This window comes from Coprococcus hominis (ex Arizal et al. 2022) (assembly GCF_040094675.1).
Classification (GTDB): domain Bacteria; phylum Bacillota; class Clostridia; order Lachnospirales; family Lachnospiraceae; genus Coprococcus_C; species Coprococcus_C hominis.
The window spans coordinates 250,236-268,216 of sequence record NZ_JBBNHG010000032.1; the positions used below are offsets into that span (position 1 = coordinate 250,236).

A 17,981-nucleotide genomic window follows, 5' to 3' on the forward strand; every position below is an offset into this window, starting at 1 on the left:
TGATGGTGGAGAATCAGAGACAGGCTCTCAAAGTATTACAGTATGTATATAATACAAAGACTGCATTGAATTTCGGTGCATTGTTTGCGGACGGAACGGATAGCTACCGGCATCCGGCAGAGTTAAAGATTGGAGATTCGGTGACATTGCGGTTCCGTACAGGAAGAAACAATGTAGATGCTGTCTATCTGGTTTACAATGGGGAGCGTTGTAACATGCAGGTGGAAAGCAGTGACGAGTTATTTGATTATTATGCATATACCATTTCTGAGGTAACGGATGACATAGACTATTATTATATGGTGCTTGCCGGGAATGTTATCTGCTATTATAACAAGCTTGGCACACAGAAGGATTTGAATCCAGATTATAATTTCCAGATTGCGCCGGGATTCTCGGTTCCGAAATGGGCGAGAGGTGCTGTGTTCTATCAGATTTTCGTGGATCGTTTCTACAATGGAGATCCGTCCAATGATGTCGAGGACAACGAGTACTGCTATATCGGGGAAGGCACGCGCAAGGTCAAGGACTGGTTTAAGTATCCGGACAATATGGATGTCCGCAGCTTCTATGGTGGTGATCTGCAGGGTGTTATGGATAAGCTTGATTATCTGCAGGGACTTGGCGTGGATGTCATTTATCTGAATCCGATTTTTGTTTCTCCATCCAATCATAAATATGATATTCAGGATTACGATTATGTAGATCCTCATTTTGGAAAGATCGTCAAGGATGGCGGAGAATGTCTGCCGGAGGGCTGCAAGGTCAATAAGGAAGCCAGCAAGTATATTATGCGTGTGACAGATAAGGCGAATCTGGAGGCCAGCAACGAGTTGTTCGCACAGCTTGTGGAGGAGATTCATAAGCGCGGCATGCGTGTAATCTTGGACGGTGTATTTAACCATTGTGGTTCTTTTAACAAATGGCTGGATCGAGAATGTATTTACGAGAATCAGGAGGGCTATGAGAAGGGCGCTTATGTGGATTATCAGAGCCCGTACAGAAGTTTCTTCAAGTTCCAGGACCCTTGGCAGTGGCCATACAACGGCACATACAATGGCTGGTGGGGACATGATACTCTTCCGAAATTAAATTACGAAGAATCTGAGAAATTATATGAATATATTATGCGTATCGGTGAAAAATGGGTTTCTCCGCCGTACAACGTGGATGGCTGGCGTCTGGACGTGGCTGCCGACCTTGGTTATACTGAAGAGTTTAACCATCGTTTCTGGCGTGATTTCCGGACAAGAGTGAAGAAAGCAAATCCAGATGCACTGATCCTTGCGGAGCATTATGGTGACCCAAAGGCATGGCTTTTGGGCGATCAGTGGGATACCGTTATGAACTACGATGCATTTATGGAGCCGATTACATGGTTTTTGACCGGTGTGGAGAAGCACAGTGATGAGTTCCGCGGTGACCTGCTTGGAAATCCAGATGCATTTACTGGTGCGTTGCGCCACCATATGTCGCGGTTTAATCAGAACTCTCTGGAAATCGCGATGAATGAGCTGTCCAATCATGATCATTCACGATTCCTGACACGTACAAATCGCCGTGTTGGACGAATCCATACGATGGGACCGGAAGCCGCTGGTGAGAACATCAACAAGGGTGTATTCCGTGAGGCAGTTGTATTCCAGATGACGTGGCCGGGTGCACCGACAATCTATTATGGTGATGAAGCCGGACTTTGCGGCTGGACCGATCCGGATAACCGGCGTGGATATCCGTGGGGCAGAGAGGATCAGGAGCTGATTCAGTTCCACCGTGATATCATCAAGGTACACAAAGACAGTGCGGCGCTGATGAAGGGATCTGTGATGTTCCTGCATGGTGAATATAAGGTAGTCAGCTATGGACGGTTCCTGCCGGGCGAGGCAGTGGTTGTGATTTTGAACAACGATTACGAACCACATGAGCTGAACCTGCATGTGCGCAGACTTGGTGTACAGGATGGTGCGGTGATGAAAGCCTGTATCACGACGACGGAGAGTGGCTATCAGATGGATGAGACAGAATATGTCGTTGCAAATAACAAGTTGAAAATTACAGTTGGACCGATTTCAGCGGTTGTACTGAAATATACAGAGCCTTCTGTATAAATTAAAAATGATATATAATTTGAGTCCCTGTTTCGAAAACGGAACAGGGATTTTTTATACCCATAGTTGCATCAAAAGGAACTTTAGCTAGTTTTATGCAAAAACCCAATATGTGAGAATAAAAACAGATTGTTGCGAAAAGCGAGGGTATGCATAAAGTGGTGCTAATGTCGTTAAAACTATATCTTGCATGGGGATGCCTGACGCTTGTCGTTTTGATTTTAGGTATTTTGATATATATGATGCTTCAGGAACGAAAGCGGGGGAAGAAGTCCTGAGTAGTTTGCCAATATATATAGACACAGTGGAAAACGAGGTGTAAAAACATGCAGGATCGTGCTTTTTATGAGCGCATAGGAGCAAAATTTCAGAGTGAACGGGAACGGCAGAAGATAACCAGAGAGCATATGGCGGAGCAGATCAACATTTCCTCCAAATTCCTGTATGAGATTGAGAGCGGAAGAAAAGGTTTCTCGTGTGAGATATTTCGGAATATGTGTAAATATCTGCATGTAAATGCAGATTATATTCTGGAGGAAGATGATGTCGCCAGCAGTCAGATGCGGATTGAGACGATGACACGTGATTTCTCCATAGAGGAAATGAATTATCTTGTGAAAATGATCGAGGGAATCCGGGAGATGCGCAAAGCATATGAGCAGAACGATAAAATTGGTTGACAGCCGGGACATCCTGTGCTATTTCTTATACAGATAAGCGATACGATCAAGGAGGCAATTATGGTTAAACATATTATTTTGTGGACATTGAAAGAGACAGACGCGGACAAGAAGGCAGAGATCCTTGCAAATATGAAGGAGCATCTGGAAGGCTTGGCAGGTAAGGTGCCTGGACTTCTTGAGGTGCATGTAAGAACAAATCCGCTTGCATCTTCGAATGCAGAGGTTATGCTTGACACAACGCTGGAAAACGAGGAAATGCTGAAGGGCTACCAGAAGCATCCGGCGCATGTAGAAGTTGCAAATACGTATGTGCGTCCATATACAGATGTGCGTATGTGCATGGATTACGAAGTGTAACGAATAAAAAGAATGGAAAACGCAGAGGATAACGGGAGTGCAGGGCATTCCCGTTATTTTTGTGGGTTGCATTTCATCAAGAAAAGAACGTTTGTTCTATACAAATAAAAAAAGATGTGGTAAAATGAACCGTATAGCAGATTTGATTGATTAGAAACTGGAGAATAGCATGGATCATTTTGAATTAGTATCGGAATATGCACCGACCGGCGATCAGCCGGAGGCGATCGAAGGACTGGTAAAGGGCTTTCAGGAAGGAAAGAAATGCCAGACACTGCTCGGTGTCACAGGTTCCGGAAAGACATTTACGATGGCGAATGTCATCGCCCAATTAAATAAACCGACGATCATCATATCGCACAACAAGACATTGGCGGCACAGCTTTACAGTGAGTTTAAGGCGTTCTTTCCGCACAATGCGGTGGAGTATTTTGTATCGTATTACGATTATTACCAGCCTGAGGCATATGTGCCGTCGACGGACACGTATATTGCGAAGGATTCTGCCATCAATGATGAGATCGATAAGATGCGGCACAGCGCGACATCAGCCCTGATCGAACGGAAGGATGTAGTCGTCGTATCTTCCGTATCCTGCATCTATGGTTTGGGTGATCCGGAAGAATATAAGAACATGATGCTCTCGCTCCGCCCGGGTATGGAGAAGGACCGGGATGAACTGATCCGGCAGTTGATTGATATTCAGTACACACGGAATGAGATGGATTTCACGCGAGGAACTTTCCGTGTGAAGGGCGATATCGTAGATATCCTTCCGGTATCGACGTTTGAGGATGGTATCCGGATTGAGTTTTTCGGCGACGAGATTGACCGGATCGTGGAGTTTGATCCATTGACCGGTGAGATCAAGCGTGCACTTTCCTTTGCCTGTATCTTCCCGGCATCGCACTATGTTGTTGCACCGGAGAAGATGAAGCATGCGATCGTGGAGATAGAAGAGGAACTAAAGCAGCAGGTGGCATATTTCAAGGAGAATGACAAGCTGCTGGAAGCACAGCGTATCCGTGAGCGGACAGAGTTCGATATGGAGATGCTGCAGGAGACAGGATTTTGTTCGGGCATCGAGAATTATTCCCGGATACTGGCGGGTATGAAACCGGGTGCCACACCGAACACACTGCTCAATTTCTTCGATGGCGATTATCTGATTATCGTGGATGAGTCGCATATCACATTGCCACAGGTACGAGGCATGTATGCGGGTGACCGTTCCAGAAAGACGACATTGGTTGATTATGGATTCCGTCTGCCGTCAGCGCTGGATAACCGTCCGCTGAATTTTCAGGAGTTTGAGTCTAAGATCGATAAGATCTTATATGTATCTGCGACACCGTCCGATTATGAGAAGGAACACGAGGAGAACCGCGTCGAGCAGATTATCCGTCCGACCGGTTTGTTAGACCCGGAAGTAGAAGTACGACCGATCGAAGGACAGGTGGATGATCTCGTATCAGAAGTCAACAAAGAGGTTGCAAAGGGCAATAAGATATTAGTTACGACACTGACGAAGCGTATGGCAGAAGATCTGACCGACTATATGAAGCAGCTTGATATCAAGGTCAAATATTTGCATTCCGATATTGATACATTGGAACGATTGGAGATTGTACGTGATCTTCGAATGGGTGTATTTGATGTGCTGGTCGGAATCAACCTGCTCCGTGAGGGACTCGATATCCCGGAGATCACACTTGTTGCAATTCTCGATGCGGACAAGGAAGGATTTTTACGATCAGAAACATCACTCGTGCAGACGATTGGACGTGCTGCGCGTAACGTGGATGGACATGTGATCATGTATGCCGATACAATCACGGATTCGATGCGGCATGCAATCGACGAGACGAACCGCAGGCGGAAGATTCAGGACGCCTACAACAAGGAACATGGCATTACACCGCAGAGTATCAAGAAGGATATCCGCGATCTGATCAGTCTGGATACGGGTGAGAGCGTGACAGCGAAGAAGGAACGCGAGAAAGATCCGGAATCCATGACGAAGAAGGAATTGAACGCCGAGATTGCACGTCTGACGAAGAAGATGAACAAGGCGGCGATGGAGCTTAACTTCGAGGAGGCAGCCGTGCTTCGTGATGAGTTGAAAGAATTAAAGATTGCCTTGCGGGATTATGATGATTAGTTTACAATTATTTTAGTTATACTAAGTCTTAAATAAAATGAATAAGGAGGAGCTTGCGATGGAAAGAGATGAATTGATTGAGGAGATCTCAAGAAGAAAAGGAATTGCGATGGAAGAGGTTGCAGAAATCTTAGATGAGGAGGATGCAATCTGCCTCGAAGAGGAAGAAAAATTTGTACAGCAGATGAAGAAAAAGAAGAGAAGAAAGAAGATTTGCATGCTTGGAACAATCACAATATTCCTTGCAGGTGCAGTGTGTGCACTTTTTGTCCTTGACAAGAAGGAGAAGATCAGCATGTCAGATTTAGAGGACATGGTGAAAGATAACGTGAAGAAATATACAGACAAGTATATGGATAAGGTTAAGAAATTTAGCTAGAAAAAGGAGTAAGCGGAAACAGACGTCATGAGTGAACATAAGTATATCACCATCAAAGGTGCAAGAGAGCATAATTTAAAGAACATTGACATTAAGATTCCGCGTGATCAGTTTGTAGTATTGACAGGACTTTCCGGTTCCGGTAAGTCCTCTCTTGCTTTTGATACGATCTATGCGGAAGGGCAGCGGAAATACATGGAGTCTCTGTCGTCCTATGCACGGCAGTTCTTAGGACTTGCGGACAAGCCGGATATTGACTCAATTGAAGGTCTTTCTCCGTCTATTTCCATCGATCAGAAATCAACGAACCGGAACCCGCGTTCCACGGTTGGAACGGTGACGGAGATCTACGATTATCTGCGTCTGCTGTACGCGCGTATCGGAATCCCGCATTGCCCGAAGTGTGGCAAAGAGATTGCCAGACAGACCGTCGATCAGATGGTCGATGAGATTATGGAGCTGCCTGCGGGTACGAAATTCCAGTTGCTTGCGCCTGTTGTGCGTGGACGGAAGGGCGAGCATGTCAAGCTGCTGCAGCAGGCAAAGAAAAGCGGTTATGTGCGCGTGATCGTGGATGACAGTATGTATGATCTGTCAGAGGAGATCAAGCTTGATAAGAACAAGAAGCATAATATCGATATTGTTGTGGACCGACTCGCAGTCAAAGAAGGCATTGAAAGCCGTCTGACGGATTCCATTGAGACTGTCCTGAAGCTGGCAGAAGGCTTGGTGAAGGTTGATGTGATCGGCGGAGAAACGATGTTATTTTCGGATAGCTTTTCCTGCCCGGATTGTGGCATCAGCATCGAGGAGATCGAGCCGCGAAGCTTCTCGTTCAACAACCCATTTGGCGCATGTCCTTGCTGTACGGGACTTGGATTCAAGACAGAATTTGATATTGACCTGATTATTCCAGATGACAGTCTGACTCTGAATGAGGGTGCGATTGCCGTACCGGGCTGGCAGTCGAGTGGTGATAAGAAGAGTTATGCACATGCATGCCTCGAAGCACTCGCAGAAGAATACAAATTCTCTCTGGATGTGCCGTTTAAGGATCTGCCGGAAGAGGCAAAGCATGTGATCCTATACGGAACTGAAGGCGAGAAAATCTATGTACACTATAAGAGTGCGTATAACGGAAAAGATGCATTCTATGCAAATTACGAAGGACTGCTTCGGAATCTGCAGCGCCGGTACAGAGAGACGACTGCAGAATCGGTCAAGCAGGACTATGAGACCTATATGACTGTGACACCATGTGAGGTGTGTCATGGTAAGAGATTGAAGCCGGAGTCGCTGGCAGTTACGATCGGTGGAAAGAACATTGCGGATGTCACAGATCTGTCTGTGGTAGCCTTGCATGATTTTATCTCGAAATTAGAGCTTACCGACCGGCAGAAGATGATCGGCGCACAGGTGTTAAAAGAGATTCAGGCGAGACTTGGATTCATGATCAATGTTGGTCTGGATTACCTGACATTATCGCGTGCGACAGGAACCTTGTCCGGTGGAGAAGCGCAGCGTATCCGTCTGGCAACCCAGATCGGTTCCGGTCTGGTTGGGGTTGCGTATATTCTGGATGAGCCAAGTATCGGACTGCATCAGCGAGACAACGATAAGCTGATTGCGGCACTGAAGCGTTTGCGGGATCTGGGAAATACATTGCTTGTGGTAGAGCATGACGAGGATACGATGCTTGCGGCAGACCATGTCATTGATATCGGACCGGGCGCAGGTGCAAATGGTGGTGAAGTTGTGGCACAGGGAACTGCAGAGGAGATCATGCAGTGTCCGGAATCTATCACGGGAGCCTACTTAAGCGGCAGAATCAAGATTCCGGTACCGGAAGAGCGGAGAACGCCAACCGGATATATCGAGGTACTTGGCGCCAGACAGAACAATTTGAAGAATATTGATGTGAAGTTCCCACTTGGCGTGATGACCTGCGTGACAGGTGTATCAGGCTCTGGAAAAAGTTCGCTTGTCAATGAGATCTTATATAAGCATCTTGCTAGAACGCTGAACCGCGCGAAGGTAAAACCGGGCAAGCATGACGATATCACAGGACTTGACCAGTTGGACAAGATTATCAACATTGACCAGTCTCCAATCGGCAGAAGTCCGCGTTCGAACCCGGCGACTTATACGGGTGTCTTTGATCTGATCCGTGACTTGTTTGCGAATACAAAGGATGCAAAGGCAATGGGTTACACAAAAGGACGATTCTCATTCAACGTTGCCGGTGGCCGATGTGAGGCGTGCCGTGGTGATGGTATCATCAAGATTGAGATGCATTTCTTAGCAGATGTATATGTACCATGTGAGGTCTGCCATGGAAAGCGGTACAACCGGGAGACATTGGAAGTGAAATACAAAGGCAAGAGTATCTACGATGTACTTGATATGACAGTCGATGAAGCGTGCGAGTTCTTCGCGCATGTGCCATCTGTCCTGCGCAAGATTTCGACCTTACAGGAGGTTGGACTTGGCTATATCAAGCTTGGTCAGCCATCGACGACATTATCCGGTGGAGAAGCACAGCGAATCAAGCTTGCGACAGAGCTTTCCCGACGCAGCACAGGCAGAACAATCTATGTCTTAGATGAGCCGACAACGGGACTTCATTTCGCGGATGTACATCGTCTGGTCGATATTCTGCGTCGGTTGTGTGAGGGTGGAAATACGGTTGTAGTTATTGAGCACAACTTAGATGTCATTAAAACCGCCGATTATATCATTGATATCGGACCGGAAGGCGGCGAAGGCGGAGGAACAGTTGTTGCAACCGGAACGCCGGAAGAGATTGCCAAGTGCAAGAAGAGTTATACGGGGCAGTATCTCAAGAAATATTTGAAGAAGTAAAAGTTGAGGCTGTAAGAATACTCCAAGAATTCGTTCAGGGTAAAATTTTAAAGGAAAATCGTAAGAAATTATATTCTTTTCGATTTTCCTTTTGTTTATAATAATTGCGAAGCAGACGAGGTTTTTATAGATATATTCTGACACTGGCTTCGTGTAATATGTGATATATTGAAGCTAAGAGATGCTAAATGTTCTGTTGAAAACATCGAAAACGTACGCAAACGCCGCCAATTCGCCATCCGTGGCTCAGTGGCGGCTTGTTTGAACATCGTGTTCAAACATTGCTGATAACTTACAGAACATTAAGAATCTCTAAGCTTCAAACATATTCATATAACACGAAGCCAGTGTCGGAATATATCATATACATGGGACTTTCTGCTTCGCAAAAAATTAGTTGGGTATACGAGGAGGGTACAACATGTATATTGCAAAAGAAACAAGATATGACAATATGAAGTACAATTACTGTGGCGCAAGTGGCTTGAAGCTTCCTGCGGTATCGCTTGGGCTTTGGCACAACTTTGGTTCGAACGGAAATTTTGATACGATGATGGATATGTGCGAGACAGCCTTTGATAACGGTATCACACATTTCGATCTGGCGAATAATTATGGCCCATATGATGGCGCTGCTGAGGAGAATTTTGGCAAGATCTTAGATAAGAGTCTGCGTCCATATCGGGACGAGATGATCATCTCTACGAAGGCCGGATATACGATGTGGCCGGGCCCTTACGGCGACTGGGGCAGCAAGAAATATCTGGTAGCAAGCCTCGATCAGAGCCTGAAGCGGATGGGACTTGACTATGTGGATATCTTCTATCACCACAGACCGGATCCGAATACCCCGCTGGAAGAGACTGCCTGCGCTTTGGATGGCATTGTACGAAGCGGAAAAGCGTTGTATGTCGGAATCTCCAACTACAATAAAGAGCAGACAATCGAGATTGCAAAGCTTTTCAAGGAGATGAAAACGCCATTTATTATCAACCAGAGACGGTACAATATGTTTGACCGTGAGATGGAAGAGGATGGATTAAAAGATTACGCAGCCGCAAACGGCATCGGTATCATCACATTCTGTCCATTGGCACAGGGTTTACTTACAAATCGTTACTTAAATGGTATCCCGGAGGATAGCCGTATCCGTACCGATGGCAGATTCCTGAAGGAGACTGCTATCAATGAGGAGACGATTGCAAAGGTTCGTGCACTCAACGTGATTGCAGAAAACCGTGGTCAGACATTGGCAGAGATGGCACTTGCATGGATTCTGCGTGATAACGACATTACAAGTGTGTTGATTGGTGCATCCAGACCATCCCAGATCTTAGACAACATCGGCATGCTCGCAAATATGACATTTACACAGGAAGAACGCGAGAAGATCGATCGGATTACAAAATAAAAAACAAGCCGTGCATGGGTTGTAGAAATACCCATGCACGGCTTTTGTAATTTATACAGTTTGTTGTGAATTCAGCCGCGACAGCTCGCGCAATTCCTTGATCGTAAATACACCACAGACCACAGCGGCTGCGACATCTGCAATCGGGCCAGCATACATGACACCGTCGATTCCCATGAAGATCGGGAAGATCACGATGAGCGGCAGCAGGAAGAGAATCTGTCTCGTCAGTGACATGAAAATACCAAGCTGCGATTTGCCGATGGAATTGAAGAAATTCGCAGTTACAGGCTGGATGCCGTTGATTAAGGTGAAGAACATATAAATCCGGAAATACCGTTCGGAGAACTGATAGTACAGCTCACTTCCTTCTCCGAAGACACGGATGATCTGTCTTGGGAAAAGCTGGAAACATGCAAATGCAATCAGCGACAGGAAGGTTGCGGTAGCAAGTGCCAGAAGATATGTTTTCTTCACACGGTTGTATTTCTTTGCACCGTAATTAAATCCGATGACCGGCTGGATGCCCTGTGAGATACCGATGACGAACGACATGAAGATCATGTTGACCTTTGTGATAATACCGGCACAGGCAAGTGGAATATTACTTCCATAGACGGATGATGCACCGTAATGTGACAGGACGTTGTTCATCACGATCTGCACGACAGTCATAGCAATCTGGTTGAAACACGCACTGGCACCAAGGCGCATGATGTTTGCAAAATTATTTCCACGGATGCGGAAACACCGTCTGCGCAACCGGATAGTCTTGAAATGAAACATGTATCGCAAACTGATGCAGAAGGATACAATCTGTCCAAGAATCGTTGCAAGTGCGGCACCACGCATTCCCATGTCCAATGTAAAGATGAAGATTGGATCAAGAATCGTATTTACAATGGCACCGATCAGCATGGAAATCATTGAATAACGCGGACTTCCGTCGGCGAGGATCAGCTTGCTCATACCAGTGTTTGCAATCAGAAATGGAAATCCAATCGCAACAATGCGGGTATATTCCTGTGCATACGGCAGAACTTCCGCTGTTGCTCCGAAGAATTTCAGCATGGGTGTAAGCAGGATCGAGGTAAATGCGAATAATGCAAGGCCGAAGATCGTCATCAGGCAGATACCACAACCAGCGTAATTGGCAGCTTCTTCCTCCTCTTTTGCGCCAAGCTTCAGGGAGACATTGGTCGCACTTCCGATTCCGAGCAACAGGGAAATTGCTGTACATGTCGTAGACAGTGGAAAGGTAATGTTTGTCGCTGCATTTCCGTTGATTCCAATCCCCTGCCCGATGAAGATCTGGTCGACAATGTTATAAAGGGCAGTTACCAGCATCGAAATGATGCATGGAATTGCGAATTTGACAAGTAATTTGGATTCTTTCTGTGTGCCAAGTGGATTGGCAGATTTTATGTTCTCATTCATATTTTTCACCATTTTTCTGTAGTATGTCCATTTATTCATTATTAAACTATCACTATCCGAGAAAAAATGTCAATTATAAGTTGCATTTTTAGTAGAAACGAGTTCTTAACTGAATAAAAACGGATACTTAACGGATGTAACATAGAATAAAAAAATCAAATATTTGGATATAAAAAGGGTAAAAAACGGTTGATTTATACATAGAAGAGTATTATACTAAATATAAAGGTATCGGTAATGAAAGAATTTTTCAAAGGAGTGATGCATATGACAATCGAAGAAATGAAAGAAAAGAAGCGGGAACATGGGTACACGTATAACATGATGTCGCAGATGTCGGGAGTTCCGCTTGGAACCGTGCAGAAGATTTTTACGGGTGAGACGAAATCGCCGCGCTATGATACGCTTGAGGCATTGGCACGTATCTTTGAAAATGGCGACCGTGATTACCTGTATGCGGATATGGTAGAGGATTCCGGAACAGCATACGCGGCAAAGGTTCAGGGACAGTATACGCTGGATGATTATTATGCGCTGCCGGAGGATCGCCGGGTAGAGCTGATTGATGGCTGTATCTATGATATGGCGGCACCTTCGACGATTCACCAGTTGATTGCAGGGGAAGTTCACAGGCAGATATCAAATTTTATTCTGGAGCATGATGGACCGTGCATGCCGTTTATCTCGCCGGTGGATGTACAGCTTGACTGTGATGATAAGACGATGCTGCAGCCGGACGTCGTCATTTTGTGCGACATTGACCGGATGAAGGTGCGTTGCATATATGGTGCGCCGGACTTTGTGCTGGAGGTAATCTCAAAATCCACCCGGCTTCGCGACTATGGAAAGAAGCTTTCCAAATACATGGATGCCGGTGTGAAGGAATACTGGATTGTGGACCCATACCAGAAGCGCATTATGGTGTATGAGTTCAACAAGGAAATCTTCCCTGTGATTTATGGAATTGATGCGGATATCCCGGTCAGTCTGTATGATGGCAGGTTAACAATCAATTTGGCGGCGTTAATAAAGAAGATTGAGAAACTGTTGTAATGAAAAAGTAGTAGTTATTCGAATAGAGGTTAAAGATTCTGTGTAATAACATGTAACTTTTCATCCATTTAACATTTTTCGTCATCAGCCAGTTCAAACATATCACCATGCAATTCATAATGAACATATTGGTATCTATCAGCCATATATTCTGTACCAATTTCAAATGCCTGTAAAAAATTCTCATCACGCATTAATAACTGTACAAAAACAGGAAAATTGAACAAAATAAATGTAAGCATATATCTATGTGACGCGCTCATATTTGATGCCTGTTCATCAATCCATTCAGACAAACCATTCAAATACGTAATACATGTTTGAATCAAATCAAGCCATTGCATATATACATTCTGACTAAAATTCTGAAATGTTACTGTATAAACACGGTCAGCCATCTTTTCATTAACAGGCTTTGCCTTTAATTTTTCTAAAGCCGATTCTTTCCCAGTTGCTACAAAATGATACATTACATCATATACATTCTTTGTAAAATCTTCTCTGGATAAGAAAGCACCATAAATATATGGTAACTGCACCTGCAGCCAACGTTCAAAACCTTTTGAACAAATATAATCGCCATCATTTTCCACCAATGCAAAACTGGCATCTAATAACACAAACGTTTCTTCGTCTAGTGTCAAGACATCGCCAAACAATGCACGTAAACACACCATATAGGCATCTTTATAATCCTTATAATTAGACATAAGTTATCGCTCCTTTCCTGATACTAAATCATTATGTTGAACGATACACTATTTTTGGAGGGGTGTTCAACCTATTACATCTAGTAGCGACAAACCATCATATATACAATATGTAGTCATTTGTTCCTTGCTTATATTAAATTATAACATAATATGATAGTTGCTACCAACTGTTTTTTCTTGATAATCAGTTTCGCCGGACACCATATAAATATTTTGATATTGTTTTCGGATATGACAAGATGATAGAACATTACAACAAAATAATGTAACCGCAATCGGTATCATATTACCGTAACCATCTTCATACACTGTACAAACAGTCAAACAGAGGTTTGTATAGTTGAGAGATTACATTGAAGAACGGGCACTTGAAATTGGTGAATACATCATTGAGGAGGGGGCAACGGTCAGACAGGCTGCGCGGAAGTTCGGTATTTCGAAGTCAACCGTACATAAAGACGTCACGGAACGCTTAGAGCAGATCAACCTGCGTCTTGCACACGAGGCAAGGAAGGTGTTAGATGTCAACAAGTCCGAGCGTCATATCCGGGGTGGACTTGCGACGAAAGAAAAATATGCACATATGGAACATTGATTAAGATTGTAAAAAACCACCAAAAATGATATACTAATTTGTATAATATTACGAAATGGCGAAGCCATGAGAGATGGGGTGGAAGTATATGATTCGTATCGAAGATTTTTGTGACATGAAGAAGTTTGAGGACATCATGAAGAACTGGGCGATGAGTACCGGACTTGCAACGGTGGCTGTTGGGGCAGATGGAAAGTACATCAGTGAGTGCTACAACTTTACAGAGTTTTGTATTGATCTGACTCGTGGAAGTGCAGAAGGACGCAGACGCTGCGAGAAGTGTGACCGGGAAGGAAAGGGCGTGTATTCCTGCCATGCAGGACTCGTGGATTTTGGAATACCGATTACCCTAGATGATGGAACGGTGCTGGGAAGTGTAATTGGCGGACAGGTGCTGCCGGAGCATCCGGATGATGATGCATTCCGGAAGACTGCGGGAGAGCTTGGTATCGATGCAGAGGCCTATGTTCGGGCATTGCACAAGGTGAATGTTAAGACAAGGGAAGAAATCGAGGCAGCAGCGACGCTGCTTGGCGATGTGATTAATATGTTTGTGCGCGCATCTTATACTTCTGCAGTGAATAAGCGTTTGCTGGATAAACTGCAGACGGGGATCCAGGAGTGCGTGGAATACATTGATGATGCAAGTGAGAAGACACAGAAAATCGAGGAATTCAGCGGCCGTCAGAGAATTCTTGCTTTAAATGCCGCGATAGAAGCGGCACGTGCAGGGGAAGCCGGGCGTGGTTTTACAGTAGTTGCATCGGAAGTGCAGAAGCTGGCAGATGGTATGAGCCAGGCAAGTTCCCAGATTGTGGACTCGTTGCGGAAACTTTCAAAGAACATTCATGAGTTAAATGAATAAAGGAAAATCCATGGGTGATGGATCGAATTAAGAAGGGCTGTTCGCGAAAAGGGTGGACAGTCCTTTCTTTTGTGAAACTCTCGTGAATTTCTGGAAAAGCTTGATTTCAATGTACCGATGCGATAAAATAATCAGAAGTATGTAATGTGGGAATGGAGGCGGATGCGATGCCAACGATACTTTTATACAGTGTTCCAGCGGAACAGCACAGACAATTAGAAGCACTTGGCATGCGTCTTGGATATTCCTGCAAGAAGATTGCGCGCAAGCGCTTTTTACAGCCAATCGGCTGTCATGCCGGATTGCCGGGATTTGAACAGAACGGGGATTGGTACGAAGGAAAAGATCTGCCTGATCCGATGATATTATTTTCAGAGTTTTCGGATGGGTTGTTGAATCGTTTTCTTGCGGCATGTAAAGAAGATGGCATGCCGCAGATCGATTATCGGGCAGTTGTGACAGAACATAACATTCACTGGAATGTGTTGGATTTATATCAGGAACTGGTGCAGGAACATGAGAGCCTGCATGGAGGCAAGGTAACGCTATGAAATTCATACATATAGCAGACGTCAATCTGGGTGCGCAGCCAGACCGCGGAAGAATCTGGAGTGATGTGCGGGCAAAGGAGATTTACAGTACCTTTCACCGTGTGATTGAGGTATGCGAAGAACAGAAAATTGAATTGCTTTTGATTGCGGGAAATCTGTTTTACACAAAGCCGACGGAACAGGATTTGAAGGAACTGGATTTCCAGCTTCGGAAGATTCCAAATACAAAGACGGTAATTATTGCTGGCGATCAGGACTATATTGATCCGGGTTCCGCATGGGAGACATATACATTTGAGAGTAATACGATCGTGATGCCACGGGATCAGGCGGCAAGCGTGTATTTTGAGGATCTGAATGTCTGTGTCAGCGGATACAGCTATGGACATGCGACGTACACTGGACGGATTCTGGAACGCATGCGACCGGGTAAGCCGGATGCATACAATATTCTGCTTGGACATGGCGGAGACATGGAGCATATGCCATTTTCCAAGGAACATGTGGCAAAGCTTGGATTTCAGTATGTGGCACTTGGACATATGCACAAGCCGGCACATATATTGAAAAATCATATGGCATTTGCCGGAACCCTGGAGCCGCTTTCTTATACAGAGACTGGAAAGCACGGCTATATTTTAGGCGAGGTGTCAACTTCAGGTGAGACGACGATCACATTTGTGCCATTTGCATGCAGAAAATATGTGAATATGGCGATGGATATCAATTCGACCTATACAAATGGAGATATCTGCAATCTTGTAGAAGGAAAGATGCAGGAGCTGGGGGCGGATAACATTTACCGGATTTTGCTGCGTGGACGTGCCGCTCAGAATATGGAGATCAACTTAAGCGAACTGACACGCCGCTATTGCATCAACGAAGTGATCGATAAGACAGAATGCGACTACGACATGGACGAGCTGCACGTGTCGAATCATGACAATCTGCTTGGCAGACTGATAGACGAACTGACAGACGATAAAAAAGGCGGCGATAAGGCGATTCGGGATAAGGCATTGCATTATTGTATGGAAGCCCTGCTTGGAGCAGGAGAGAAATAACGATGTATTTCAGTAAATTATTATTAAAAGATTTTGGAAAATTTCATAACCACGAGATCAATTTGAAGCCGGGTGTGAATGTTGTGTATGGCACGCGAAATGCGGGTAAGAGTACGGTCGCGGATTTTGAATATGCAACGCTGTACGGTATCGGTACATTTCCAGAGACGGAGGACGATGATCTGGCGCATCATAAGCCGATGGATGGACACGGCTTTTCTGGAAAGGCATATGTGATAAAGGATGGAGACGAGTATCTGGTGGAGCGCAGCTTCCGCAAGCACAATATGACGACACAGGTCTTAAATGTGAAGAATGGTCGTGTTGGCAAGCTCAAGCACAAGAACAGCTTGTATGAGTCGCTGACAGGTGTAGACAAAAAGACATATAGTGATGCACTCTATATTCGTCAGCAAAAAGATACAGAAAATGAAGCAGAAGAACTCAATACATTTGTTACCAATCTGGCAACCACCGGTTCTTCCAATCTGGATAAAAGACGGGCGCTGGCAATCCTGCGCGACCAGAAAAATGCACTGGATGTGACGGAGACGGAGCAGCAGATTGCAGAGCTGAAAGAAGAACTGAAACAATACGATGGTGACGAAGAAGCGCTGAAGGAAGTCCGTAAGAAGATTGCGGACAATGATGAGGAGTTTGCAATCGAGACGGCGAAGCGGAAACGCGAAGCCAGACGGTTAATTGATACAGAAAAAGGCACGAAGTATGAGGAAGACGATGAGTTAAACGAGCATCTGGATTCCTTGCAGGAAAACAGTGTGTTTCTGGATGCCGATTTGCTGAAGGATTATAAGGCACCGAAGAAGCTGACAGATCGTTGGTGGATGATTGCCTTGACGGGATTGCTAGTCATTGGTGTAATTGCCGCACTTGTATATATCCTTCCATTTGATGATGGTGTGCGGCAGCTCTTTGTTGTGTGTACAGCATTGTTTGTAGTTATGACGATCGTGGACGGCTTGCACAGAAAAGGCGCGCTGGATGGAGAAAATCAGGCACCTTCGGAGGAAGAATTCAAGAAGATTGTCTATGAACTGGAACGTAAAAATGAGGCGTATGAGGATGTCGAGATCGACATGAGTTTCGCGCGGAAATATATGGATCTCAAGGAAGATCTGCGGGCAACGGAGGCAGAGATTCTGGAGCGAAAGAAGCAGAAAGCACAGCTGGAGGATGAAATCCGTGTGTGCGAAGGCAGAAAACAGGCAATTGAACGAGAGATTTATGCGACGACGCTTGCTATCAATACGATTCAGGAGCTTTCCAGAAGCTATGTAGAAGAGTGGAATTATATTATCAATGATCACATGACGGATATTATGCAGCGCGTGACAGGTGGATTGTATGAGGACGCGAAGATTGATGAAAAGCTTCGACTGGTGATTAAGAAAAATGGCGCATTTACGGATATTACACAGATTGATGCGACGGATTTACCATTGGTGCGGATGGCAGTGAGGGTAGGAATTGCAACACGGTTATGCAAAGAGCATATGCCAGTTGTGATCGACGGCTTGCCGCAGATGAACAATACGCAGATGCAGGGATTTTTTGCGAGTATAGAGGAGATTCCATCCGAGCAGATTTTGATTCTGACGGATGATAAACAGTTGGTGTCAAAAATAAAGGATACAAAGTCAACTTATGCTTTGACAAATCTGAGTTAGTGTGGTAGAGTATCACATGCAGCTGGGATTTCTATGCGAATAGAAAGATGGTTG

At 45.0% G+C, this 17,981-nt stretch carries 15 protein-coding genes; 13 read left to right on the forward strand and 2 right to left on the reverse strand.

Annotation, left to right across the window (positions count from 1 at the left end):
* Positions 1-2 precede the first annotated feature (2 nt).
* From AAAT93_RS09345 to AAAT93_RS09375, 7 genes are all read left to right on the forward strand, one after another.
* Complete coding sequence (locus AAAT93_RS09345) at positions 3-2,108, forward strand: glycoside hydrolase family 13 protein (protein ID WP_118545441.1); 2,106 nt, start codon at positions 3-5, stop codon at positions 2,106-2,108.
* A 326-nt stretch (positions 2,109-2,434) separates the two neighbouring features.
* Positions 2,435-2,788 carry a helix-turn-helix domain-containing protein gene (locus AAAT93_RS09350; protein ID WP_021985928.1) on the forward strand — a complete coding sequence of 118 codons (354 nt, stop codon included), beginning with the start codon at positions 2,435-2,437 and terminating at the stop codon, positions 2,786-2,788.
* A gap of 60 nt (positions 2,789-2,848) precedes the next feature.
* A complete protein-coding gene (locus AAAT93_RS09355; RefSeq protein WP_021985929.1) occupies positions 2,849-3,148 on the forward strand; it encodes a Dabb family protein in 300 nt (99 codons plus the stop codon).
* A 169-nt stretch (positions 3,149-3,317) separates the two neighbouring features.
* A complete protein-coding gene (gene uvrB, locus AAAT93_RS09360) occupies positions 3,318-5,309 on the forward strand; it encodes an excinuclease ABC subunit UvrB (RefSeq protein ID WP_021985930.1) in 1,992 nt (663 codons plus the stop codon).
* A 58-nt stretch (positions 5,310-5,367) separates the two neighbouring features.
* A complete protein-coding gene (locus AAAT93_RS09365) occupies positions 5,368-5,688 on the forward strand; it encodes a hypothetical protein (RefSeq protein WP_227573150.1) in 321 nt (106 codons plus the stop codon).
* A 27-nt stretch (positions 5,689-5,715) separates the two neighbouring features.
* Positions 5,716-8,550, forward strand: a complete 2,835-nt coding sequence (uvrA, locus tag AAAT93_RS09370; RefSeq protein WP_118670993.1) for an excinuclease ABC subunit UvrA — start codon at positions 5,716-5,718, stop codon at positions 8,548-8,550.
* 421 nt (positions 8,551-8,971) lie between these two features.
* Complete coding sequence (locus AAAT93_RS09375) at positions 8,972-9,961, forward strand: aldo/keto reductase (RefSeq protein WP_117780027.1); 990 nt, start codon at positions 8,972-8,974, stop codon at positions 9,959-9,961.
* 51 nt (positions 9,962-10,012) lie between these two features.
* Here AAAT93_RS09375 and AAAT93_RS09380 read toward each other — a convergent pair whose 3' ends face one another.
* Positions 10,013-11,398, reverse strand: coding sequence for an MATE family efflux transporter (locus tag AAAT93_RS09380; RefSeq protein ID WP_118734728.1), 1,386 nt, complete (start codon positions 11,396-11,398; stop codon positions 10,013-10,015).
* 267 nt (positions 11,399-11,665) lie between these two features.
* Between AAAT93_RS09380 and AAAT93_RS09385 the strand changes: the two genes are divergently transcribed.
* A complete protein-coding gene (locus tag AAAT93_RS09385; protein ID WP_021985936.1) occupies positions 11,666-12,451 on the forward strand; it encodes a Uma2 family endonuclease in 786 nt (261 codons plus the stop codon).
* A 68-nt stretch (positions 12,452-12,519) separates the two neighbouring features.
* Here the strand turns inward: AAAT93_RS09385 and AAAT93_RS09390 are convergent, their stop codons facing one another.
* On the reverse strand, positions 12,520-13,161 hold the full coding sequence (locus tag AAAT93_RS09390) for a hypothetical protein (RefSeq protein WP_021985937.1): 642 nt from the start codon (positions 13,159-13,161) through the stop codon (positions 12,520-12,522).
* A 343-nt stretch (positions 13,162-13,504) separates the two neighbouring features.
* Between AAAT93_RS09390 and spoIIID the strand changes: the two genes are divergently transcribed.
* The 5 genes from spoIIID (at position 13,505) to AAAT93_RS09415 (ending at position 17,927) form a co-directional block, all read left to right on the forward strand.
* Positions 13,505-13,759: a sporulation transcriptional regulator SpoIIID gene (spoIIID, locus tag AAAT93_RS09395; protein WP_021985938.1), complete on the forward strand. Its 255-nt coding sequence runs from the start codon at positions 13,505-13,507 to the stop codon at positions 13,757-13,759.
* Positions 13,760-13,847: 88 nt separating this feature from the next.
* Positions 13,848-14,624: a PocR ligand-binding domain-containing protein gene (locus tag AAAT93_RS09400; RefSeq protein WP_207738807.1), complete on the forward strand. Its 777-nt coding sequence runs from the start codon at positions 13,848-13,850 to the stop codon at positions 14,622-14,624.
* A 167-nt stretch (positions 14,625-14,791) separates the two neighbouring features.
* Positions 14,792-15,175: a DUF3783 domain-containing protein gene (locus AAAT93_RS09405; protein WP_181985556.1), complete on the forward strand. Its 384-nt coding sequence runs from the start codon at positions 14,792-14,794 to the stop codon at positions 15,173-15,175.
* Complete coding sequence (locus AAAT93_RS09410) at positions 15,172-16,239, forward strand: metallophosphoesterase family protein (RefSeq protein ID WP_117780029.1); 1,068 nt, start codon at positions 15,172-15,174, stop codon at positions 16,237-16,239. Before AAAT93_RS09405 ends, AAAT93_RS09410 begins: the two co-directional genes overlap by 4 nt.
* Before the next feature lie 2 nt (positions 16,240-16,241).
* Entirely contained in the window at positions 16,242-17,927 is a 1,686-nt protein-coding gene (locus AAAT93_RS09415; protein WP_227573151.1) for an ATP-binding protein, read from the forward strand.
* Positions 17,928-17,981: the final 54 nt, after the last annotated feature.